The sequence below is a fragment of the Mesorhizobium sp. M0030 genome (assembly GCF_040323695.1).
In the GTDB taxonomy this organism is placed as follows: Bacteria; Pseudomonadota; Alphaproteobacteria; order Rhizobiales; family Rhizobiaceae; genus Mesorhizobium.
Genome location: NZ_JAMYVE010000002.1, coordinates 1 through 23,457 on the forward strand (window position 1 = coordinate 1; position 23,457 = coordinate 23,457).

General features: G+C 63.8%; 18 protein-coding genes and 1 tRNA gene. 8 read left to right on the plus strand and 11 right to left on the minus strand.

The window, feature by feature from the left end; translation table 11 throughout:
- The first annotated feature begins 237 nt into the window (after window positions 1-237).
- From NKJ80_RS03815 to NKJ80_RS03825, 3 genes are read left to right on the plus strand one after another with little or no spacing between them, the layout of a single operon-like run.
- A complete protein-coding gene (locus tag NKJ80_RS03815) occupies window positions 238-1,161 on the plus strand; it encodes an ABC transporter permease subunit (protein ID WP_023670735.1) in 924 nt (307 codons plus the stop codon).
- Window positions 1,162-1,170: 9 nt separating this feature from the next.
- The gene (locus NKJ80_RS03820; protein WP_023670736.1) at window positions 1,171-2,298 is read left to right on the plus strand and encodes an ABC transporter permease; all 1,128 of its coding nucleotides are present in this window, start codon (window positions 1,171-1,173) and stop codon (window positions 2,296-2,298) included.
- Between the two features lie 32 nt (window positions 2,299-2,330).
- Complete coding sequence (locus NKJ80_RS03825; protein ID WP_023725229.1) at window positions 2,331-3,950, plus strand: ABC transporter ATP-binding protein; 1,620 nt, start codon at window positions 2,331-2,333, stop codon at window positions 3,948-3,950.
- 41 nt (window positions 3,951-3,991) lie between these two features.
- On the opposite strand, the gene NKJ80_RS03830 is transcribed toward NKJ80_RS03825, so the two are convergent.
- Window positions 3,992-4,330, minus strand: coding sequence for a hypothetical protein (locus tag NKJ80_RS03830; protein WP_023684572.1), 339 nt, complete (start codon window positions 4,328-4,330; stop codon window positions 3,992-3,994).
- A 168-nt stretch (window positions 4,331-4,498) separates the two neighbouring features.
- Window positions 4,499-4,575 (minus strand) — tRNA-Pro (locus tag NKJ80_RS03835).
- Between the two features lie 200 nt (window positions 4,576-4,775).
- Here NKJ80_RS03835 and NKJ80_RS03840 point away from each other — a divergent pair.
- Together NKJ80_RS03840 and NKJ80_RS03845 are read left to right on the plus strand one after the other, a co-directional pair.
- Window positions 4,776-6,296 (plus strand): phosphomannomutase/phosphoglucomutase, encoded by a 1,521-nt coding sequence (locus NKJ80_RS03840; RefSeq protein WP_352459678.1) that lies wholly within the window; start codon window positions 4,776-4,778, stop codon window positions 6,294-6,296.
- A gap of 11 nt (window positions 6,297-6,307) precedes the next feature.
- The gene (locus tag NKJ80_RS03845; RefSeq protein ID WP_352497100.1) at window positions 6,308-8,545 is read left to right on the plus strand and encodes a mannose-1-phosphate guanylyltransferase/mannose-6-phosphate isomerase; all 2,238 of its coding nucleotides are present in this window, start codon (window positions 6,308-6,310) and stop codon (window positions 8,543-8,545) included.
- Between the two features lie 188 nt (window positions 8,546-8,733).
- Here the strand turns inward: NKJ80_RS03845 and betB are convergent, their stop codons facing one another.
- From betB to betI, 5 genes are read right to left on the minus strand one after another with little or no spacing between them, the layout of a single operon-like run.
- Window positions 8,734-10,197, minus strand: a complete 1,464-nt coding sequence (betB, locus tag NKJ80_RS03850) for a betaine-aldehyde dehydrogenase (protein ID WP_352497101.1) — start codon at window positions 10,195-10,197, stop codon at window positions 8,734-8,736.
- Between the two features lie 51 nt (window positions 10,198-10,248).
- Entirely contained in the window at window positions 10,249-11,901 is a 1,653-nt protein-coding gene (gene betA / locus NKJ80_RS03855) for a choline dehydrogenase (protein WP_352497102.1), read from the minus strand.
- Between the two features lie 3 nt (window positions 11,902-11,904).
- Window positions 11,905-12,909, minus strand: coding sequence for a threonine/serine dehydratase family protein (locus tag NKJ80_RS03860; RefSeq protein ID WP_023670743.1), 1,005 nt, complete (start codon window positions 12,907-12,909; stop codon window positions 11,905-11,907).
- The gene (gene betC / locus NKJ80_RS03865; RefSeq protein WP_352497338.1) at window positions 12,906-14,435 is read right to left on the minus strand and encodes a choline-sulfatase; all 1,530 of its coding nucleotides are present in this window, start codon (window positions 14,433-14,435) and stop codon (window positions 12,906-12,908) included. Before betC ends, NKJ80_RS03860 begins: the two co-directional genes overlap by 4 nt.
- 8 nt (window positions 14,436-14,443) lie before the next feature.
- Window positions 14,444-15,034 carry a choline-binding transcriptional repressor BetI gene (betI, locus tag NKJ80_RS03870; RefSeq protein ID WP_352497103.1) on the minus strand — a complete coding sequence of 197 codons (591 nt, stop codon included), beginning with the start codon at window positions 15,032-15,034 and terminating at the stop codon, window positions 14,444-14,446.
- Between the two features lie 200 nt (window positions 15,035-15,234).
- On the opposite strand from betI, the gene NKJ80_RS03875 reads away from it, so the two are divergent.
- Window positions 15,235-16,401: an acetyl-CoA acetyltransferase gene (locus NKJ80_RS03875; RefSeq protein ID WP_023816478.1), complete on the plus strand. Its 1,167-nt coding sequence runs from the start codon at window positions 15,235-15,237 to the stop codon at window positions 16,399-16,401.
- A gap of 27 nt (window positions 16,402-16,428) precedes the next feature.
- Complete coding sequence (locus NKJ80_RS03880; protein WP_352497104.1) at window positions 16,429-17,433, plus strand: asparaginase; 1,005 nt, start codon at window positions 16,429-16,431, stop codon at window positions 17,431-17,433.
- On the opposite strand, the gene NKJ80_RS03885 is transcribed toward NKJ80_RS03880, so the two are convergent.
- A complete protein-coding gene (locus tag NKJ80_RS03885; RefSeq protein WP_352497105.1) occupies window positions 17,426-18,781 on the minus strand; it encodes a TIGR03808 family TAT-translocated repetitive protein in 1,356 nt (451 codons plus the stop codon). The genes NKJ80_RS03880 and NKJ80_RS03885 overlap by 8 nt on opposite strands.
- A gap of 139 nt (window positions 18,782-18,920) precedes the next feature.
- Between NKJ80_RS03885 and greA the strand changes: the two genes are divergently transcribed.
- Complete coding sequence (gene greA, locus NKJ80_RS03890; protein WP_023670749.1) at window positions 18,921-19,394, plus strand: transcription elongation factor GreA; 474 nt, start codon at window positions 18,921-18,923, stop codon at window positions 19,392-19,394.
- A gap of 7 nt (window positions 19,395-19,401) precedes the next feature.
- Here greA and NKJ80_RS03895 read toward each other — a convergent pair whose 3' ends face one another.
- The 3 genes from NKJ80_RS03895 to NKJ80_RS03905 form a co-directional block, all read right to left on the minus strand.
- The gene (locus tag NKJ80_RS03895; protein WP_023670750.1) at window positions 19,402-19,638 is read right to left on the minus strand and encodes an AbrB/MazE/SpoVT family DNA-binding domain-containing protein; all 237 of its coding nucleotides are present in this window, start codon (window positions 19,636-19,638) and stop codon (window positions 19,402-19,404) included.
- Window positions 19,639-19,702: 64 nt separating this feature from the next.
- Window positions 19,703-21,823 (minus strand): methylmalonyl-CoA mutase, encoded by a 2,121-nt coding sequence (gene scpA, locus NKJ80_RS03900; RefSeq protein WP_352497106.1) that lies wholly within the window; start codon window positions 21,821-21,823, stop codon window positions 19,703-19,705.
- Window positions 21,820-23,262 carry a methylmalonyl-CoA mutase subunit beta gene (locus NKJ80_RS03905; RefSeq protein ID WP_352497107.1) on the minus strand — a complete coding sequence of 481 codons (1,443 nt, stop codon included), beginning with the start codon at window positions 23,260-23,262 and terminating at the stop codon, window positions 21,820-21,822. The genes scpA and NKJ80_RS03905 overlap by 4 nt, the downstream gene beginning before the upstream one ends.
- Window positions 23,263-23,457 lie beyond the last annotated feature (195 nt).

The window sequence follows — 23,457 nt, forward strand, 5'->3', positions numbered from 1 at the left end:
CCCCCCCCCCAAATCACACAAATACTTCGCGGCGCCCGTTTCTTTTTTTTATAACATACTTTATATTCCTCTTTCCGCGCCCCGCGCCCCATTTTGGGGGGCCGCCGGACTGGTCGGTCATCGCACCGGTCCGAAAGTCGTGGTCGATTTTCGGCAAGCCCGGTGCGAAGATTTGGCGCCGGAGCGTGGCAATGCGTCCGCATGGACGTATGTCGCTCTGGCCGAAGCGGGGCGCCGATGCTGCGATACATCTTACGGCGGCTTCTGACCGCCATTCCGACGCTATTCGTCATCGTGACCATGGCGTTCTTCCTGATACGCGTCGCACCGGGCGGCCCCTTCAATCAGGAGCGGGGCCTCAGTCCCGAGATCAGGGCCAATCTGGAAACACAGTTCGGCCTCGACGATCCGCTCTGGCTGCAATATGCCCACTATCTCGGCAATCTTCTGCGCGGCAATTTCGGGCCGAGCTACAATTTGCCTGACTTCACCGTCACCGAACTGTTTGCCAAGGGGCTGCCGATATCGGTCCAGCTCGGCACCTCGGCGCTGATCCTGGCGCTGCTGCTTGGTTCGGTGCTCGGCACCATCGCCGCGCTCAACCAGAACAAGCTTGGCGACTATACGGTGATTGCGCTGGCGACCGCCGGCAGCACTATCCCCACCTTCGTCATCGCTCCTGTGATTCAGCTGGTGTTCGGATTGACCTGGAAGCTGTTGCCGATCGGCGGCTGGGGTGATGGCGCATTAATCAACAAGATCGGCCCGGTGCTGACGCTGGCCTTGCCGCAGATCGCCATCGTTGCCCGCCTGATGCGCGGGTCGATGATCGAGAGCTTGCGTTCGCATCATATCCGAACGGCGCGTGCGCTCGGCCTCTCCGACTGGTCGGTGGTGGTCAAGCACGCGCTGCGCGGCGCCATCCTGCCGATCGTTTCCTTCACCGGCCCCGCAGCCGCGGCGCTGCTCACCGGTTCGGTCATCGTCGAGACCATCTTCTCCATTCCCGGTGTCGGCCGCTATTTCGTCGATGCCGCGCTCAACCGCGACTACACGCTGGTGATGGGGACCGTGGTGGTGATCGCGCTCTTCACCATCGTCTTCAACCTGATCGTCGACGTCATGTACGCGGTCGTCGACCCGAGGGTACGCTATGACTGAGGGTGCGCTATGACTGACATCACAGCCGCCGCCGCTCCGCCGGCCGTCGTCGGCCGCTCGCTCTGGGGCGACGCATGGGCGCGCCTCAAAGCCAACCGCGCCGCCATGTTCAGCCTCTATTACCTGGCCTTCATTGGCGTCATCAGCATCTTCGGCCCCTGGTTCGTGCCGCATCAGTACACCACCATCTATGCCGACTATGTGCGCACGCCGCCAAGCTTTTCAGCCTATCCGAAGCCCGACATGATCGAGACGGCGCTCAAGGATGCCATCAAGCGCATGCGCGTCGACATCAAGGAGTGGAAACTGGACGGCAGTCGCGTCACCGTCACCGTCACCTCGACCAAACCGATCGACGACCGCAACATCCGCTATCTTGACCGCTCCGATGCCTTCGACGATACCAAGATAGAGAGCAAATCGGCCGACGGGCTCGAATTGACTATGACTGCGTCGGTCAAACAGCAGTACTTCCTGTTCGGCACCGACAACACCGGTCGCGATCTTCTCTCGCGAACGCTGATGGCAGGGCGCATCTCGCTGGCCATCGGCCTGCTTGCCGGCATTGTCGCGGTGGTCATCGGCGTCCTCTACGGGGCGGCGGCCGGCTTTTCCGGCGGCAAGATCGACGAGGTGATGATGCGCATCGTCGACGTGCTCTATTCTTTGCCCTTCATTTTCTTTGTCATCATGCTGGTGGTGTTCTTCGGCCGCAACTTCGTGCTGATGTTCCTGGCGGTGGGAGCGGTGCTGTGGCTCGACATGGCGCGCATCGTGCGCGGCCAGGCGCTGTCGATCCGGCGGCAGGAGTATGTCCAGGCGGCCGAAGCCATGGGCGTCGGCCAGCGCGGCATCCTGCTGCGCCATGTCATCCCCAATCTGCTCGGACCAGTGGTGATCTACATGACGCTGCTGGTGCCGCAGGTCATCATCCTGGAAAGCTTTCTGTCCTTCCTCGGCCTTGGCGTGCAGGAACCGATGACCAGCTGGGGCGTGCTCATCTCCGTCGGCGCCAAGAACATCGGCACCGCCAACTGGCTGCTTTTGTTCCCCGCCTTCTTCCTCGTGTCGACGCTGTTTGCGCTGAACTTCGTCGGCGACGGCCTGCGCGATGCGCTCGATCCGAGAGACCGATAATATGGGGACCAAATAAAATGGGGACCGTTGCGATGGAAACGCCCGAAACGATCCTCAGCGTCAAGGACCTTCGCGTCCGCTTCCGCACGCTCGACGGCGCGGTCGAAGCGGTCAAGGGCATCAACATCCACGTCAAGGCAGGTGAAACCGTTGCCGTGGTCGGCGAATCCGGATCCGGCAAGAGCCAAACCATGATGGCGGCGATGAGCCTGCTGGCGTCCAATGGCGAGGCGACGGGTCACGTCGATTATCGCGGCCGCAACCTTTTGACCATGAGCAAGCCCGACCTCAACAAGGTGCGCGGCGCCAAGATCAGCATGATCTTCCAGGAGCCGATGACCTCGCTCGATCCACTCTATTCGATCGGCAACCAGCTTATCGAACCGATCCGCAAGCACCGCGGGCTGAACGCTGCCGAGGCGCGCGAGGAGGCGCTCAAGCTCTTGCGGCTGGTGCATATTCCTGATCCCGAGCGGCGGATGAAATCCTATCCGCACGAAATGTCGGGTGGCCAGCGCCAGCGCGTCATGATCGCCATGGCATTGGCCAACGACCCCGACATCCTGATCGCCGACGAGCCGACGACGGCGCTCGACGTCACCATCCAGGCGCAGATCCTGGTTCTCCTCGCCGAACTGCAGCGCAAGCTCGGCATGGCCATCGTCTTTATCACCCACGACCTCGGCATTGTCAGGCGCTTTGCCGACCGCGTCTATGTCATGCGCTATGGCGAAGTCGTCGAGGAAGGCGAGGCGGAAGCGCTGTTCGCCAATCCCCAGCATGCCTATACGAAAATGCTGCTGGCCGCCGAGCCGACCGGCACCAAGGCGGCGCCGCCGGCCAACGCACCGGTGCTGCTCGAGGGCAGGAATGTCGAGGTAACCTTCAAGATCGGCGGTGGCTTCCTTGCCGGCGAGCCGCTGCTTTTGCGCGCCGTCGATCACATTTCGATCCGGCTGAAGCGCAACCAGACCATCGGTATCGTCGGCGAATCCGGTTCGGGAAAATCGACGCTCGGCCGCGCACTTCTGCGCCTGTTGCCCAGCGACGGTGTCATCCGCTTCGGCGACCGCGACATCTCCACCGCCGACCGCCAGGCGATGCGGCCGCTGCGGCGGGAGATGCAACTCGTCTTCCAGGATCCGTTCGGCTCGCTGTCGCCGCGCATGACCGTCGGCCAGATCATCACCGAAGGGCTTCTGGTGCATGAGCCGAACCTGTCAGGCAAGCAACGCGATCAGCGCGCCGTCGAGGCCTTGCTCGAGGTCGGCCTCGATCCCAACGCACGCAACCGCTACCCGCACGAATTCTCCGGCGGCCAACGCCAGCGCATCGCCATCGCGCGTGCCGTGATCCTGAAGCCCAAACTGGTGGTGCTGGACGAGCCGACTTCGGCGCTCGACCGCTCGGTGCAGAAGCAGATCGTCGAATTGCTGCGCAAGCTGCAGGCCGACCACGAACTATCCTACCTCTTCATCAGCCACGATCTCTCCGTGGTGCGCGCCATGGCCGACTACATCATCGTCATGAGGCAGGGCAAGATCGTCGAGGAAGGCCCGACCGAACAGATATTCAGCAACCCGCAGGCCGCCTACACCCAGACGCTGATGGCTGCGGCGATCGATGTCACGCGCTTCCGGCTGAGTGCTTAAGGCGTGACGTTGAGCAGATAGTCAGGGTAGGGCCAGTTCGCTTAGCCCGCTGACCTGGGACATCTGTTGGCTCTTGTCGCGACAATGGCCTCTTGCCGCTGCTTCAGCAGTTCGATTCTGGCCGTCTCACGCTTGGCCACTGCGCTCTTCACGCGCGTGCCGCCGAGCAGCCAGTTCGGCACGCTGGTGTTGGCGACCTTGCCGCGGGTGATGGCGGTTTGCGAGATGTCGCGCGCGGTATCGCCTACGGCGGTGTTGAGCTCGGCGCATGTCATGCTGTCGTATTTCGCCGGGTTCACCGCGCTGCCCAGCGATGAGCAGCCTGCCGCCAGGGACAAAGCGAGCAGCGCTGACAGCCGGCTTGAAATCAACAAATTCATCTTCCGCAAACCTCGTTCCGGCCGCTGTCTCGGCGGCATTCCTATTATCGAGGTAGCGCGGAAGGTTGTCGCGTCAAAACACCATGCTGACAGCGACGCCGACGCGGCCGGTTTGCATCAAGCTATCTTGTGGGTCGGGAGAACAAACACCTAAGTGTCTGTTTTTTCTGGTCGGAGTGGCAGGATTTGAACCTGCGACCCCCTCGTCCCGAACGAGGTGCGCTACCAGGCTGCGCTACACTCCGTGACCAGACCGCGGGCTTATAGCTGCCGCATACCGTTCCTGCAAGCGGCAATGGCAGCGCTTCTGTCGCATTTCGTTGGCTTTCGTTGGGCATCGCCGCAAAGCTTGGCTTTCCCTCCCGGGATAAACCCGGCTTAAAGCCTTGTGTGCTAAGTCGCAGCCCCGATAGATCGTGTTTTCGCCATCTGGAGCTTTGCTGCCTTGCCCCTGAAAATCGTAGGCGACGCCCGGCCCAACAGCTTCGAATTCGAAACCGAAGCGCTGATCAAGGCGTCCGGCTTTCGCGAATACGACGCGCGCTGGTGGTTTGGCCATGCCGGTTCGACGCAACCGCCGGACCTGAACCTGATCGGCGTCCAAGCGTTGGGCATGGGCCTGGGCACTTTGATCCGCCGTCTTGGCGCGGGTCCCGACATCGTCACCGGGCATGATTTCCGTTCCTATTCGCTTGCCATCAAGCTGGCGCTGGTTTCCGGCCTGATGGCTGCGGGCGCAAAGGTGAAAGACATTGGCCTGGCGCTGTCGCCCATGGCCTATTTCGCCCAGTTCGCGCTCGACGCGGCATCCGTCGCCATGGTCACGGCATCGCACAACGAGAATGGCTGGACCGGAGTCAAGATGGGTGCGGCGAGGCCGCTCACCTTCGGACCGGAGGAGATGAGCGCCCTGAAACAGATCGTGCTGTCGGGCGATTTCGATCTTGCCGGCGGTGGCTGCTACGAATTCGTCTCCGGTTTTCGCGAGACCTATCTCGACGATCTGGTGAGCGACAAGCGCATCGCGCGAAAGCTGAAAGTCGTGGCCGCTTGCGGCAACGGCACCGCCGGCGCCTTCGCGCCACAGGCGCTGGAGCGCATCGGTTGCGAGGTGATCCCGCTCGATGTCGAGCTCGACCACAGTTTTCCGCGCTATAACCCGAACCCGGAAGACATGCAGATGCTGCATGCCATCAGGGACAAAGTGCTGGAAACAGGTGCCAATGTCGGGCTGGGCTTCGACGGCGACGGCGACCGTTGCGGCGTGGTCGACAATGAGGGCAACGAGATTTTTGCCGACAAGGTCGGCGTCATGCTCGCGCGGGACATATCAACCCAATACCCCGGCTCGACCTTCGTCGTCGATGTCAAGTCGACCGGCCTGTTCAACACCGACAGCGTCTTGCGCGCCAACGGCGCGAAGACAGATTACTGGAAGACCGGCCATTCCTACATCAAGCGCCGGGTCGCCGAACTGGGCGCCGTTGCCGGCTTCGAGAAGTCGGGCCATTTCTTCTTCAATCCGCCGATCGGCCGCGGCTATGATGACGGTCTCATCACCGCGACCGCCATTTGTGAGATGCTCGACCGCAACCCCACAAGTTCGATGGCCGATCTCTATCGCGCGCTGCCGCTGACCTTCGGCACGCCGACCATGTCGCCGCATTGCGGCGACGAAGTGAAGTACGGCGTGGTCGATCGGGTGGTGGCGGACTTCCAGGCGATGCAGCGCGCCGGCAAGACTTTTGCCGGCCAGAAGATCGCCGAGCTGATCACCGTCAACGGCGTGCGCGTCGTGGCCGAGGATGGCACCTGGGGCCTGGTACGGGCGTCGTCGAACAAGCCGGAGCTTGTCGTGGTTGTCGAAAGCCCGGTATCGTCCGACCGCCGCCGGCAGATGTTCGAGGCCGTCGACGCCGTGCTGCGCCGCAGCCCCGAAGTCGGCGCTTACAACCAGACGTTCTGATTGGACCTTTCATGAGCGAGCGCATCGTCAGTTTTGTCATGAGCGGCGGTGTCGGCTCGCGGCTGTGGCCGCTGTCGCGCGAGGACAACCCGAAACAGTTCCACGATCTCTCCGGCGACGGCTCGATGCTGGCCAAGACCTTGCGCCGGCTGACGGCGCGGCCGGAAGGTGAGACGCCGATCTTCCTGATCGCCGCCGAGCGCCATGCCGAGCGTGTCCATGCCGACCTTGCCGGCCTCGACCTCGCCGGCGGTGGCCCGCTGTTCGAGCCGACCGGGCGCAACACGGCTGCCGCCGTGGCGCTGGCCGCGCTGCGCACATTGTCGGAGTTCGGCGACAGCCTGGTGCTGGTGGTGCCGTCAGACCACGAAATCGCCACGCCCAAGCAGTTCTGGCAGAGCGTCGAGGCGGGCAGCCAGGCAGCGCTTGCCGGCCGTCTGGTGGTGTTCGGCATCAAGCCGACGCAGCCCGAGACCGGCTATGGGTATATCGAAGTCGCAGCCGAAAGCGGCGGCGTCTTCGACGTGTCGCGCTTCGTCGAAAAGCCCGACCTCGCCACTGCGCAGAGCTATCTCAGTGCGGGCACCTTCTACTGGAACACCGGCATTTTCCTATTTCGCGCCGGCGCCATGCGCGACGCATTTGCGGCCTTCCAGCCCGACATCTGGCAGGCCACCGAAGCGGCCTACAAGGCAGCGACTTCGGATCTGTCCGGCCTCTATATGCCGCTCGACCTCTACGCCGCCATCCCGTCGAACTCGATCGACTACGCCATCATGGAGCGGGCCAAGGACATCGTCATGGTGCCGGCCGGCTTTCGCTGGAACGACCTCGGCTCCTGGCAGTCGCTGCTCGATGTCGGCCCTGCTGATGCCAATGGCAATGTCGTCGTCGGCGATGTTGTCGCCATCGATTGCGAGAACTCCTACATCAGAAGCGACGGCCGGCTTTTGTCGGCTATCGGCATGAAGGACGTCGCGATCGTCTCGACGGCGGACGCCACCTTCGTCGCGCCGGTCAGCCACAGCCAGCACGTCAAGAAGATCGTCGAGCAGCTGGAGAAATCGGGACGGCTGGAAACCAGGTTTACGCCGGCACACGACCGCGTCATCGAGAGCGGCGCCTGGCGTCGGCGCGTGCATCACTGGCTGTTCGAGGAGACCTTGCCGCTGTGGTCGACTTCAGGCGTCGATGAGCGTCATGGCGGCTTCCACGAGGCGCTCGGCTTCGACGGCGAGGCGCTGTTGAAGCCCAAGCGCATGCGCACGACGGCGAGGCAAGTCTACGCCTTCGCCGTTGCCAAGGCCCGCGGCTGGGACGGTCCTGCCGATCGCCTGATCGCCCATGGCATCGCCTTCATGGCCGGCAAGGGCCGCACGGACCGGGGCGGCTGGGTGCGCACGCTCAATGTCGACGGCTCCGTCGCCGACCCAACCGAGGATGCCTACGACCATTCCTGCGTGCTGCTGGCGCTGGCGCACGCGCATATGTGCGGCGATCCGGATGCGCTGCGGCTGGGCCAGGAGACCTTCGTGTTTCTCGACGCGCATCTCGAGGACAGCCGCATGACCGGCTTTCTGGAGACATCCGACGGCGAGGGCGAGCGGCGCTCCAACCCGCATATGCATCTGCTCGAGGCCTTCCTCGCCTGGTATGAGGCGACCGGCGACCGCACCTATCTGCGCCGCGCCGCGCGCATCATCGACCTTTTCCGCAGTCATTTCTTCGATGCCGAGAGCTGGACGCTGGGCGAATATTTCGACGCCGGGTGGAAGCCGGCCGCCGGCGAGAAGGGCACATGGACCGAGCCCGGCCATCATTTCGAATGGGCCTCGCTGCTCACCAATTTCGTCGCCCGCAGCGGTCAGGGCGAGTTGAGCAATTTTGCCCGCAAGCTCTACGCCTCGGCCATCGCCAACGGCCTCAACCGCGCCACCGGCCTTGCCTATGGCGCCGTCTCAAGACAAGGCCTGCCGCTCGACCTTGTATCGCGCAGCTGGCCACAGGCCGAAGCGATCAAGGCGGCGATCGCGCTTGACGGGCCTGGTGGCCCCGACCTCAAGCCGGAGATCGAGGCGCGCGTCGGCCGCCTGTTCCGCTGGCACATCGATCCGGCCCCGCTCGGCCTGTGGATTGACCGCATCGACGAACGCGGCCGCTCCTTGGCATCGGACGTGCCGGCCAGCATCTTCTATCATCTGGTCTGCGCGCTGACGCAGTATCTTGATGGGACAGCGCAGAAGGGGTGAAGCGTTGGAGCTGCCAATCTCCCCCCTTGCGGGGGAGATGCCTGGCAAGGCAGAGGGGGTGCTGTCCCGCCGACGTCTCCGCTACTCGAAGATCAGACCAAAGGTTGGCGATCCGTCACACCCCCCTCTGGCCTGCCGGCCATCTCCCCCGCAAGGGGGGAGATCAGCTGTCACTTCGCTTTCAACCCTCAATACGGGCTCGCCACGTCCCCGGTCTCGACATACACCGCCTTCAGCTGCGAATAGAGCGCTAAAGCCGCCAGCGAGTTCTCGCGCCCGATGCCGGATTGCTTCACCCCGCCAAACGGAATTTCCACCGGCGTCAGATTGTAGGCGTTTATCCAGCAGGTGCCGGCCTGCAGTTCGGCGATCACCCTATGAGCGCGCTGCAGGTCGCGGGTGAAGACGCCGGCGGCGAGGCCGAATTCGGTGTCGTTGGCGCGGTCGATCACCTCGTCCTCGCCGTCGAACTTCAGCACGCTCATCACCGGCCCGAAAATCTCCTCGCGCGCAATGCGCATCGTATCGGTGACACCGGTGAACACCGTCGGCTCGACAAAGAAGCCGCCATCGAACCCTTGCAGCGACGGCACGTTGCCACCGCAGGCGAGCGTTGCTCCATCCTGCCTGCCGGCCGCGATGTAGGAAACGACCTTCTCCTGCTGCGCCTTGTTGACCAGCGGCCCCATCTGCGTCTCAGGATCGAGCGGATCGCCGATGCGGATCTTTTTCGTCCGCTCGACCAGCCGGTCGACGAAGCGGTCATGGATGCCGCTTTGTACGAAAACACGCGTGCCGTTGGAGCAGATCTGCCCGGTCGAATAGAAATTGCCGAGCATGGCGCCGCCGATGGCGTTTTCGAGATCGGCATCGTCGAAGACGATCAGCGGCGACTTGCCGCCGAGCTCCATCGTGGCGTGCTTCATCTTCGAACCGGCGAGCGACAGCGCCTTGCGGCCGGTCGGCACCGAGCCGGTCACCGAAACCTTGGCAACGACATCGTGGCCGACGAGGCCGGCGCCGACATCGCCATAGCCTTGCACCACGTTGAACAGCCCGTCGGGCAGGCCCGCCTCTGAGTAGATCTCGGCCAGCGCCAGCGCCGACAGCGGCGTGTTCTCCGAAGGCTTGAATACCATGGCGTTGCCCATGGCGAGCGCCGGGGCGGATTTCCAGCCGGCGATCTGGATCGGATAGTTCCAGGCGCCGATGCCGACGCACACACCGAGCGCCTCGCGGCGCGTATAGGCAAAAGGTCCACCAAGATCGATCGCCTCGCCGTTGAAGGCGGCAACCGCGCCGCCGAAATATTCGAGGCAGTCGGCGGCCGATAGTGCATCCGCCACCAGCGTCTCCTGGATCGCTTTGCCCGTGTCGAGCGTCTCGATCCGCGCCAGATCGGCGTTGCGCGCGCGCAAAATGTCGGCGGCGCGGCGCAGGATGCGGCCACGCTCGACCGGCTTCATCCGCGCCCAGGCCGGTTGTGCGGCCCGCGCGGCTTCGATGGCGAGCTCCAGCACGTTCGGAGTCGCCGAATGCAAAGTGGCGATGACCTCACCGGTCGCCGGATAGATCACCGGCAGCGGCGCGCCGCCTTCGTCCTCGATGTAGCGGCCGTTGACATAGTGCGATGCCGTTGGCTGGGCGCGCATGCTGTTCTCCAGATGTATTCGCTATTGCGGAGCAGTCCGTCGGACAATGCCCTATCGATCCGCCACCTGCCAGCGCGGATTGATCCAGGGTTCCTGGTTGGATGGCGCCAGCGGCGTGCGGCCGAGAATGTGGTCGGAGGCCTTTTCGCCGGTCATGATCGAGGGCGCGTTGAGATTGCCATTGGTGACGCGCGGAAAGATCGAGGAGTCGGCGACCCGCAACCCGTCGATGCCGATGACGCGGCACTCCGGATCGACGACGCTCGTGATGTCATCGGCCCGACCCATCTTGCAGGTGCCGCACGGGTGATAGGCGCTCTCGGCATGATCCCGGATGAAGGCGTCGAGATCCTCGTCCGACTGGACATGCGAACCCGGCGAGATTTCCTTGCCGCGGAAGCCGTCAAAAGCCTTCTGGCCGAAGATCTCGCGGGTCAGCCGGATGCAGTGGCGGAACTCGGTCCAGTCGTCTGGATGCGACATGTAGTTGAAGCGGATGACCGGCGTCGCTTTCGGGTCGGGCGAGCGCAGCGTCACCGAACCGCGCGACTTCGACCGCATCGGCCCGACATGCGCCTGGAAGCCATGGGCCTTCGCCGCCGCCTTGCCGTCATAGCGCACCGCAGCCGGGATGAAGTGATACTGGATGTCGGGGTAGTCGACGCCGGCCTGCGAGCGCACGAAGGCTGCGGCCTCGAAATGGTTGGTGGCGCCGAGGCCGGTCTTGAAGAACAGCCACTGCGCCCCGATCAGCGCCTTGGAGAATGGGTTGAGAACCGAATTCAGCGTGATCGGCTGGGTCGATTCCTGCTGGATGTAGAGCTCCATATGATCCTGCAGATTGCGGCCGACACCGGGCCGGTCGGACACGACCTGGATGCCGTTCTCCTTGAGATGCGCGGCCGGGCCGATACCGGATAGCATCAGGATCTTGGGCGAATTGATCGATGATGCGGCAACGATCACCTCACGTCGCGCCTTAACGACCTGAATCTGTTTGTGAGCTTCGATCTCGACTCCGACGGCACGCTGATTCTCGATGATCACCCGGCGGGCGAAGCCTCTGATCACGCTGACATTTTGCCGCTTGAGCGCCGGCTTCAGATAGGCTGACGCCGCCGACCAGCGGCGGCCGCCGCGTATGGTCTGCTCCATCGGCCCGAAGCCTTCCTGCTTCGAACCATTGTAGTCGTCGGTCAGTTCGAACCCGGCTTGGCGGCCGGCCTCGACAAAGGCGCCGTAGAGCGGATTCTTGCGCGGGCCACGCTGGACGTGCAGCGGGCCGCCATGGCCGCGCCAGCCGTCCTCGCCCCCGTCACTGTCCTCCATGCGCTTGAAATAGGGCAGCACGTCGGCGAAGCCCCAGCCGGCTGCCCCCTGTTCGGCCCAGTGGTCGAAGTCGCGTGCGTGGCCCCTGACATAGACCATGCCGTTGATCGAGGACGAGCCGCCGATCACCTTGCCGCGTGGCGTCGCCAGCACGCGGCCGCCGAGATGCGGCTCTGGTTCGCTGGCAAAGCCCCAGTCGTAAAGGCTCATATTGAGCGGGATCGACAGCGCCGACGGCATCTGGATCAGCGGCCCGATATCGGTACCGCCGAACTCGATGACGATCACCGAATGCTTGCCGTCTTCCGACAGTCGGTAGGCCATGGCCGAGCCGGCCGAGCCGGAGCCGATGATGACGAAGTCTGCTTCAAGCATGGTTCACATGCGCCCATCGTTCATATGCGAAATAAAATCGGCGAGCGAGACATTGCCGCCGGTAGCCATGACCAGGACCGTTTTACCCGTCACATCCACCTTGCCGCCGAGGAGCGCCGCCAGAGAGGCGGCGCCCGATGGCTCGAGCACCAGCTTCATCCGTTCGAAGGCGATCTTCATTGCCCGCCGCACGGAGGCATCATCGACGGTGATGCCGCGCACGCCGGCGGTCTTGACCGCCGCAAACGGCGCGTCGCCCGGCCGCCGCGACATCAGCCCGTCGCAAATCGATTTCGGCGCGATCGGCATGGTCTCGATGGCGCCATGCGCTAGCGATGCACCCATGCCGTTGAAGCCTTCCGGCTCGACGCCGATGATCTCGGTTGCCGGCGACAGATAGTGGAAGGCGAGCGACATGCCGCCGATCAGTCCGCCGCCGCCGACCGAGCAGAACAGAAGTTCGGCACTGGCGTCCTTTGCCTCGAATTGTTCGAGCGCTTCGAGCCCGGCGCCGGCCTGGCCGGCAACGATCTCCGGATCGTCGAATGGATGCAGCAACGCCAGCCCTTCGGTCTCGGCAATCTCGCGGGCCTTGGCGGCTGCGACCTCTTCACGGGCGCGCTCGCCATGATCGGTCAGCACGACGCGCGCGCCATAGCCTGCGGTCGCATCGCGCTTGGCGGCCGGCGCGTCGATCGGCATGACGATGGTGACGGGAATGCCGAGCGCCTGGCCGGCAGCCGCCAACCCTTGCGCGAAATTGCCGGAGGAGTAGGCGACGACGCCTTTTATGGCCTCATCCGGCGACAGCCGCTTCAACCGCCAATAGGCCCCGCGCACCTTGAACGATCCCGCCCATTGCAGCGATTCCGGTTTGATGAAGACGCGGGCCGCACCCGTCTCCTTGGCCAAGGCTGTCGATTCCAGCAAAGGCGTGATCTGCGTCGCCTTCGACGTCACGGCATAGGCCTGTCTGAGGTGCTCGAGGGAGGGGACAATTGTCATCATTCGCCTCGCGGAAAGCGTTTCTGTTCCTCGAGATTGTCGAGGTTCATGTGGTTGCGCATGTAGCGTTCCGACGCCTTCTGCAGCGGCTGGAACTCCCAGGGGTAATGCGTGCCGTTGCGCAGCGCGGGATAAACCACCCAGCGCCGCGCCTGGCTGACGCGCACCGCGGCATCGAATGCCGCCATGTCCCAGCGCGCTCGCACGGCTCCCGTGAAGGCCGCCACCAGATCGGCATGCGCCGGATCGGTGGCACGATTGGTGCGTTCTTGCGGATCGGCTTCGAGATCGAACAGAAGCGGCGGGTCGATCTCGCAATGGATGAATTTGTAGCGGCCGTCGCGGATCGCCACCAACGGCGCGTTGGAGCCCTCGGCGGCATATTCCATCAGCACCGGCGCGGTGCGCTGTCCGCCATCAAGCAACGGCAGCAGCGACTGGCCATCGGTCCACGGTGCGATCGCGGAGATGTCGATGCCGGCGAGATCGCACAGCGTCGGCGTCACGTCGAGGTTGGAGACCGGCGCCTCGATCAGCCCTGCAGGAATGCCTTTGCCGGCGATCATCAAAGGTACTCGCGCCGAGCCCTCGAAAAAATTCATCTTGAACCACAGGCCGCGCTCGCCAAGCATGTCGCCATGGTCGGAGCAGAACAGGATGATGGTGTCGTCCAGCATGCGCGTTCGCTCCAGCACTGACATCAACTCGCCGACCTTGTCGTCGAGATAGGAGATGTTGGCGTAGTAGCCGCGCCGCGAGCGGCGGATCTGCTCCGGCGTGATGTTGAAACTGTCGTAGTCGCTGGCCCGGTAAAGCCGTTGCGAATGCGGGTCCTGATGGGCATAGGGGATGAATCCCACCTCCGGCTCAAGCGCCGGACAGTCTTCATAGAGATCCCAATATTGCCACCGTGCGACATAGGGGTCGTGCGGGTGGGTGAAGGAAACCGTCAGGCACCAGGGCCGGCTGGCCTCGTCCTCGGAGGTGCGGGCAAGATCGTAGAGTTTTTGCACCGCGTGGAAGGCGACCTCGTCGTCATACTCCATCTGGTTGGTGATCTCGGCAACGCCGGCGCCGGTGACCGAGCCCAGATTGTGATACCACCAGTCGATGCGCTCGCCGGGCTTGCGGTAATCCGGCGTCCAGCCGAAATCGGCGGGATAGATGTCGGTGGTCAGCCGCTCCTCGAAACCGTGCAACTGGTCCGGCCCGACGAAATGCATCTTGCCCGACAGGCAGGTGTAGTAGCCGGCGCTGCGCAGATGATGCGCATAGGTCGGGATCGAGGAAGCGAATTCGGCGGCGTTGTCATAGACCTGGGTGCGCGACGGCAATTGCCCGCTCATGAAAGCGGCGCGGCCCGGCGCGCAAAGCGGCGAGGCCGTGTAGTTGTTGCCGAAGCGCGCCGAGCGTGCGGCCAGCGCCTTGAGATGCGGCACATGCAGGAAGTCCGCCGGCCCGTCCGCAAACAGCGTGCCGTTGAGCTGATCGACCATGACGATCAGGATGTTGGGTCGCCTTGATATCACTGAGGCTGTCACTGTGTCTGTCGCCTGCCGAGTTTGATTTCGAGATAATCTTCGACCAGCGCGATCGCGGTTTGAGCATCCGGCACGCCGTCCTTCAGCGCGCGCCTGATGTACAGCCCGTCGATCATCGCCGCGACCGCTTCCGCCGCGCGGTCGGCTTCGTTGCGCGGCAGTATGCCGATCAGTCCGCTCATCAGGTTGGAATGCAGCCGCCGCGCATAGACCCTGAGCAGCCGGCGCAGGGCCGATGATTTCTGTGCATCGACATAAAAGGCGAGCCAGGCCGCGATGGTTTCCGGCCGGAACTGGATGTCGGAGAAGTTGACGGCGACCACCGCCGAAACGCGTTCGCGCGGCGAGCCGGCGGATTGCAGCGCGCGCCGCATGTCGATCGTCAGCTCGGCCAGAATATGCCTCATCGTCGCCAGCAGCAGCTCATCCTTGGCGCCGAAATAGTGGTGAGCCAATGCTGACGACACACCGGCGCGCCCCGCTATCTCCGACATGGTCACGTCAAGCGAGCCGCGCTCGCCGATCGCCGAGATCGTCGCGTCGATGAGCGCCTTGCGGCGCAACGGTTCCATTCCGACTTTAGGCATGATGTTCCCGGCTTTTGCGGCGGAGATTATTTTTTATTGACGCGTCAATCAACAAAAAATTGATCCGATTGGAACCTGCACCAAGCGATTGTCGGCTTGCGGCCCTTTTCGATGCGGGCGGGATTGTTTATATTTGAACAATAAAGGCGAAGTGCGCCGTTTGCCCACATGTTAGGCTGGCGCCAAGGATGGAGACCGCCATGACCGCATGCATCGTTGGCTGGGCGCATTCGCGCTTCGGCAAGCTGGAAGGCGAGACGCTGGAAGGCCTGATCACCAAGGTCGCGGTCGACGCGCTCGACCATGCCGGCATTGGCCCGGACGAGGTCGACGAGATCGTGCTCGGCCATTTCAACGCCGGCTTCTCCCCTCAGGATTTTACCGCCAGCCTGGTGCTGCAGGCCGATGACCGGCTGCGCTTCAAGCCGGCGACGCGGGTCGAGAACGCCTGCGCCACGGGTTCGGCAGCGGTCCGCCAAGGCATCCGCGCCATCGATGCCAATGCCGCCCGCATCGTGCTGGTGGTCGGTGCCGAGCAGATGACGACGACACCCGGCCCCGAGATCGGCAAGAACCTGCTCAAGGCTTCCTATCTGCCGGAGGAGGGCGACACGCCGGCTGGTTTCGCCGGCGTCTTCGGCAAAATCGCGCAGGCCTATTTCCAGCGTTATGGCGACCAGTCGGACGCGCTGGCGATGATCGCGGCCAAGAACCACAAGAACGGCGTCGACAATCCGTACGCGCAGATGCGCAAGGATTTCGGCTACGAGTTCTGCCGCCAGGAAAGCGAGAAAAACCCGTTCGTGGCCGGTCCGCTGAAGCGCACGGACTGTTCGCTGGTCTCCGACGGTGCTGCCGCCCTTGTGCTGACCGACACCTCGACGGCGTTGAAGATGCGCCGCGCCGTCGCCTTCCGCGCCAACGAGCATGTCCAGGATTTCCTGCCGATGTCGAAGCGCGACATCCTGTCTTTCGAAGGCTGCGAGCAGGCCTGGAACCAGGCTTTGAAGAAGGCCGGCGTGACGCTCGACGACCTCTCCTTCGTCGAGACGCATGACTGCTTCACTATTGCCGAACTCATCGAATATGAGGCGATGGGCCTAGCCAAGCCGGGCGAGGGCGCCAGGCTGGGGCTGGACGGCACGACGGCAAAAGACGGCAGGCTGCCGGTCAATCCTTCGGGCGGGCTGAAGGCCAAGGGCCATCCGATCGGCGCCACCGGTGTGTCGATGCATGTGCTGACTGCCATGCAGTTGACCGGCGAGGCAGGCGGCATCCAGGTGCCGGACGCAAAGCTTGGCGGCATCTTCAACATGGGTGGCGCTGCCGTCGCCAACTACGTTTCCATCCTCGACCGGATCAGGTAGAAGCGGCCCGTATTTTTCGGGGTGGTGATGACAAATCCGGTTCTGGTCGAAGTCTTGCGCGGCGCGATCGTCGAGAGCGCCCATCGCGGCGCTGTCGCAATCTTTGACGGTGACGGCAAGCCTGTCCTGGAGATCGGCGATACGGCGCGGCCGGTGTTTCCGCGCTCGGCGGTCAAGGCCATCCAGGCGCTGCCGCTGGTCGAAACGGGTGCCGCCGATGCCTATGGCTTCGGCGACCGCGAACTGGCGCTGGCCTGCGCTTCACATTCGGGCGAACCCGCGCATGTCGAACTGGCGCAGGCGATGCTGGCCAAGGCCGGGCTCGACAAGTCGGCGCTGGAATGCGGCGCGCATTGGCCGTCGAGCCACGACGCGACGATCGCACTGGCCCGCACAGGCGTCTCGCCGAACGCACTGCACAACAATTGCTCGGGCAAGCATTCCGGATTTCTCTGCACCTGCGTGCACTCAGGGATTGCCCACCAAGGCTACGTCAAGGCAGGCCATGGTTTGCAGGAGATGGTGCGCGACGCCATGCAGGCGGTGACCGGCGCTGCCCACGATGCGGATCACCGGGCAACTGATGGCTGCTCGATCCCCACCTATGCCGTGCCGCTGAAAAGTTTTGCCCTTGGCTTTGCCCGCATGGCGACGGGCAGGAGCTTTGGCCCTGAGCGCGCCAAGGCGGCCAAACGCCTGCTGTCTGCCTGTATGGCCGAGCCTTTCCTGGTCGCCGGCACCGGCAAAGTGGATGTGGCGCTGATGCAGGCCGCGCCCGGCCGCATATTCGTCAAGACGGGCGCCGAGGGTGTCTATTGCGCTGCCGTTCCGGAGCTTGGCCTCGGCATCGCGCTAAAATGTGATGACGGCGCCGGCCGCGCCGCCGAGGTGATGATTGCCACTGTGCTGGCAAAACTTCTCAGCGCCGACGGCGCACTGGCGGCGAACCTTCTGGAGCGGGCCAATCCGCCGATCGAAAGCCGCATCGGCGCCAAGGTCGGCTCGCTGCGGCCGACGACGGCGCTCAGCTGACCCTGTTTCGCTCGACCGTCAGATGCGCATAGCCGCTTACGCTTGACCGCGCGAGGTCGCCGGTCGCCGGTTCGGCCCAGCGCTGGCCGATGATGGCGCCGTTCTTGGCGCCGTCGATGACGTTGTCGGAAATGATGGCGTTTCCAGCGCCTTCTACCACAGTAACGGCGATGCCGGTTCCGGCCTGACGGATGATGTTTCCCGTCGCCACAACATTGCGCATATAAGCGCCCCAGCCGATCTGCATGCCGTAGAGCGGCGCGTTCTCGATGACATTGCCCGAGACGGTGGTGTCGGCCTCGACGCTGATACCGACGCCGAAGCCCGGCGCGTCGGCGGGGTAGGGGCCGGTGGTCGAGAGGTTGCGCACGATGTTGTTCGAGCAGACACCCATACGGCCGCCGTCGTTGAAATTGACGATCGAGATGCCGTTAGCGGCACCATCGACGATGTTGTTGCCGATGATGGCGCCTTCGAAGGAGAATTCGGAATAGAGCGCCGTTTCGCCCGACCGCGAGCAGGTGTTGCCGGTCATCTGCAGATTGCTGGAACTGTTGGCGCGGATCGCCGAGAAGGCGCAGTCAGAGACGATGTTGCCGGTGACGGAGACATTGCCGGCACGGAATGCGTTGATGCCATTGCCGTTCTGCCCGGTGCCGCCGCTGCGCGCGCCGATCCGCTGCACGCGGTTGCCGCTGACGATCGTGCCGTCCTCGGCCTGCTGCCAGCGATGCACAAGAATGCCGCCATTGCCACAGTCAGATACGGTGTTGTCGGATATCGCCAGGCCAGCGGCCTCGACGGAGTAGATGCCGGCGTCCGCAGCCCCCGAAATCTCGGAGCGCTCGACGCGGCCCGACGCATGCTCCAGCGCCAGCCCATGCTTGCCGCTGCCGGTGATCGTGCAATTGTCGATGACGAGATGGGCGACGCGGCGCAGGTCGAGCAGGCCTTGCGCATCGTCGGCCAACCCGCCGTTGGCGCCGTCGAAGACCAATGCGGTGAACTCTATATGCTCGGCCTGTTCGGCCGTCAGCAAATGGCCATTGCCGCCATAGAGGATGCGCGAGGCGCCCGGCACGCCCGAAAGCCTGACGCCGGCGGGCAGGGTCAGGTTGGACACGACATAGGTGCCCGGCGGCAGGAACACCGGCGCATTGCGCTGGCTTGCCTCGGCTAGCATCCTGGCAAAGGCCTTGCTCTGGTCGTCCGGTGCGTCCGGCTCCACGCCGACCTCGGCGGCGTTGATCGAGCCAAGCGCTGCCGTCTTCGCCAAGGCGTTGTCCAGCGAAACGCCGAGCACCGCAAAGCCGACAGTCCCCTTGAGAAGCGTTCGTCTGTTCAACATCGGCACAGATCCCTGCGATGAAATGGTTCTTCGCAGGAATTGGGCCAGCCGCATAGGTCTCCGCTCGGCGATAGTCCGGCCAATGACCGGGTCCGGCAAGTGGCTTGTACAGTCGCCGAAGCGGGCCTAAGTTTATCCGATGAGCAGGGCTTTTACCCGCGAGGAAGACAGCGAAAACGCCATTGCCGGCATCGGCGAGCGGCCGATCAGCCAACACCGCAATCTGGTGACGGAGCGCGGCCTGGCGATGATCGAGGACAATCTGGCCGATCTGCGCGACATCTTGGCGAAAGCCGAGCGAAAAGCCGATCGCGAGCGCATTGCCGTCGTCTCGCGCGACCTGCGCTACTGGACAGCGCGCCGCGAAAGCGCCGAGCTTTCCGTGCCGGAACCGGGCAGCGACCAGGTGCGCTTCGGCATGGGTGTCACGCTGGAAAGCGATGACGGCAAGAAAGTGCACTGGAAGATCGTCGGCGAGGACGAGGCCGACCCCTCAAAGGGCAGCATCTCACACGTCTCGCCAATGGCCGTGGCGCTGTTCGGCAAGAAGGTCGGCGACGTCGCAAGCGTCAACGGCAAGGAATGGGAAATCGTCAAGCTGTCGGACGCCTGACGCCAGCTCACCCTATTTGCACAGCCAGCTTTCGCAACGCGGGCTCATACTTGTCCATGACATCGCGAGCAGCACGCATTTGCCGTTCGACGTCGTCACACGGCACCGGCCTTAGGATGATGCCGTCGTCGGTTTCGATGATCTGGAGTTCATCGCCCACCTGCAGGCCCAAGCTGTCGAGCGTTTCCCGCGGCAGGATTACAACGCCCGATCCGTCCTCAAGTCCGTGAATGATGGTGTTCATAGCTATACCATAGGTTGCGCCCGATATTGCAACGCAACTTTGATAAGCAGTGCAACTGTTTCAATCAGCCCGCCAGCAGCCGGTCCAGCAACCGATCCGCAGCCTCCGGGATAACCGTCCCTGGCGGGAAGATTTCCGCGGCACCCGCTTCCAGCACTGCGCCGTAATCCTGCGGCGGGATGACGCCGCCGGCGACGATCAGCATGTCGCTGCGGCCGAGCTTCTTCAGCGCGTCGCGTAGTTCGGGGATCAGCGTCAGGTGCCCCGCCGCCAGCGATGAGGCGCCGATGACATGGACGTCCTGCGCCACCGCCAGCCTGGCGATCTCGTCGGGTGTCTGGAACATCGCGCCGACCGTCACGTCGAAGCCGAGATCGGCGAAGGCCGTGGCGATCACCTTCTGGCCACGGTCGTGGCCGTCCTGTCCCATCTTTGCGACCAGGATGCGCGGCTTGCCGCCGGACTTCTTCTCGAAAGCTTCGAGCTTCTCCAGCAATCGGTCGACCGTCAGATTGTCGCCAAGCGCATTGCGATAAACGCCGGAGATCGTTTGCACCGAGGCGACGTGACGGCCAAAGACCTTTTCGAGCGCCAGCGAGATCTCGCCGACCGTGGCATTGGCGCGCGCGGCGCGGATGGCAAATTCCAGCAGGTTTTCGTTACCCTGCGCAGCGCGGGTCAGCGCATCGAGCGCGCTCTCGACCGCGCCGACATTGCGCGTGCCTTTCAGGTTCTGCAGCTTCGACAATTGCCGGGCCTTGACCTCGGCATTGTCGATCTTCAGCACGTCGACGTCGATTTCGTTCTCGGGGCGATGCGCGTTTACGCCAACCAGTATCTGCTCGCCGGAATCGATACGCGCCTGCGTGCGCGCCGCCGCTTCCTCGATGCGCAGTTTTGGAATGCCCTGTTCGGTTGCCGCCGCCATGCCGCCAAGCGCCTCGACCTCTTCGATGTGGGCGAGCGCACGCGCCGCCAGATCATGCGTCAGCCGTTCAATATAGGCCGAGCCGCCCCACGGATCGATGATGCGGGTGGTGCCGGATTCCTTTTGCAGGATCAGCTGCGTGTTGCGGGCGATGCGGGCCGAGTGGTCGGTCGGCAGCGCCATCGCCTCGTCGAACGAGTTGGTGTGCAGCGACTGGGTATGTCCCTGCGTCGCCGCCATCGCCTCGATCATGGTGCGGGTGATGTTGTTGTAGGGGTCCTGCGCCGTCAGCGACCAGCCGGAGGTCTGGCAATGGGTGCGCAGCGACAGCGAGCGTTCGTCGTTCGGTGCAAAATTCTTCTGCATCAGGGTCGCCCACAACAGGCGCGCCGCGCGGAGCTTGGCGATCTCCATGAAGAAGTTCATGCCGATCGCCCAGAAGAAGGAAAGCCGCGGGGCGAAACGGTCGATGTCGAGCCCGGCGGCGACGCCGGCGCGGGCATATTCGATGCCGTCGGCGATGGTGTAGGCGAGCTCCAGGTCCGCGGTCGCGCCGGCCTCCTGCATGTGATAGCCGGAGATCGAGATCGAATTGAACTTCGGCATGTGCTGGGAGGTATAGGAGAAGATGTCAGACACGATCCGCATCGAGGGCTTCGGCGGATAGATGTAGGTGTTGCGGACCATGAACTCCTTCAGAATGTCGTTCTGAATGGTGCCGGCGAGATCCTTCTGAGCAACGCCCTGTTCTTCGGCCGCGACGATATAGAGCGCCATGATCGGCAGCACCGCGCCGTTCATGGTCATCGACACCGTCATCTCGCCCAGCGGAATGCCGTCGAACAATTGCCGCATGTCGAGGATGGAATCGATGGCCACGCCCGCCATGCCGACATCGCCGGCAACGCGCGGATGGTCGCTGTCATAGCCGCGATGGGTGGGCAGATCGAAAGCGACCGAAAGGCCCTTTTGGCCGGCGGCGAGATTGCGCCGGTAGAAGGCGTTGGATTCCTCGGCCGTCGAGAAGCCGGCATATTGCCGGATCGTCCACGGCTGCTGGACATACATGGTCGGGTAGGGACCGCGCACGAAGGGCGGCATTCCCGGATAGGTGTCGAGATGCGGCAGCCCCTTGAGATCGCCCTGGCTGTAGAGATGCTTGACGGCAATACCTTCCGGCGTCAGCCGCTGGCCCTTGACCTCGACCGGCGCGCGCCGTGGCGCCGACCAGCCAATGTGGCTGAAATCCGGGATCACTGTGCGGCTCCGATTGCCTGGTCGATGCGGACCGGAAACAGCGCCTCGCACACCGCCACGCCCTCTGTGAAAGGCGGCCGCCGCTCAGCCGCCAGCGTCTCGACCGGGGCATCGTTTTTCAGCGGGTAAAGCGTGGTGCCGATGATTGCCCGTTCACCCGACCGGTAGGCCTCGGCGCGGCGCTCGGATGCTGCCTTGACGCGCTTCTGGATATGCCCTTGCTGCAGGCTTGCCAGAACGCCGCCTTCCGCTTCGATCCGCTGGAACTCTTCCCACGCCGCTTCGCACAGGCCCAGGGTCAGCGCCTCGACTGCGCCCGACCCAAATGCTGGGTCGGCGACATGGTCGATATGGCTTTCATTGGCCATGATCAACTGCGCATTGCGGGCGATGCGGCGGGCAAAGCCGGCCGGCAGCCCGAGGGCGATGGTGTGTGGCAGGATGGAGATCGAGTCCGCGCCGCCTGCTGCCGCTGCAAAGCTAGCGATGGTGGTGCGCAGGATGTTGGTTTCGGGATCCGCCGCCGTCATCATGCGGAACGACGTCTCGGCATGGATGTTGGCTGTCGATGCCGGGATGGAACAGGTTTCCTGGATGCGCGCCCACAGCCTGCGCAAGGCCCGGACCTTGGCCATCGACAGGAACTGGTCCTGGTCGACGCTCAGCGCAAAGCCGATATGGGGAGCGGCATAGACAAGCGGCTGGCGCGCATCCTCGAACATCCTGAGGTATGACACGGCGGAAGCGAGCATGGTGCCGAGTTCCTGCGCTTCCGTGGCGCCGGCATTGTGGAACACCCGCCCGTCGGCCTCCAGCAGCACACCCGGCACGCCCAGCGAGAAGAAATGCGCCAGCGATTGCGGCATCGATGCCTGCAACGCCTCGATCGACATGCGCAGCCGGCCGGTTCCGGCAAAGATTGCCGCCGGGTCGATGCCGAAGGAGAGGTTCAGCTTTGCCGGGTCGGAGCGGCGCTTGCTCAGGAACGCCACCAGCCAGTCGGCGACGGCACGGCTCCAGGGATGGGCGTCGATGCGGATCTGCCTGCGGTTGAGCGGTACGCCATCCAGCACCGTTTCCAGCGCCTGCGCCGTCCTTGGCAGGCCATAGCCGAACGCATTCGGAGCACCCTCGAAGACAAGCGACAATCCCGTCGCGCCTTGTGCCACATCGTCCAGGGCCTGCGCCTTGGCGCGGCCGATATCGGGATCGTCAACGCGCTGGCTGACGATCCAGGGCAATTTGGGGTTGGCGCGCACAAGCGGCTCGGCGCCGGCGGCGCGATCGTAGAGCGGTTCGATGCGAATCTGATCGTCGGTATGCGAGACCAGTTTTTCCTCGAAGGAGGCGCCGGCGAGCGCCTTTTCGGCCAAGGCCAGCCAACGCTGGCGCTCGACGTCAGCGGGTTCGATGCTCCTGGTCAAGGCTCCGGCGCCCATCCATGTTCCTCGTTTTTATGCGGCCGCACCAGCGTCAGCCGTCCAGTCTACGGTTCCCTGCCAGATATCGCAATGCAATGCGCTTGCGCGGTTGGGATTCGCTTCCCTGACATAGGGCAGCTGCGTGGACGAACCATGGAACGATTGCCAAACAGCGGCAAAATCCGCAAGTTCCAAAAACCGATTTGGAGGATT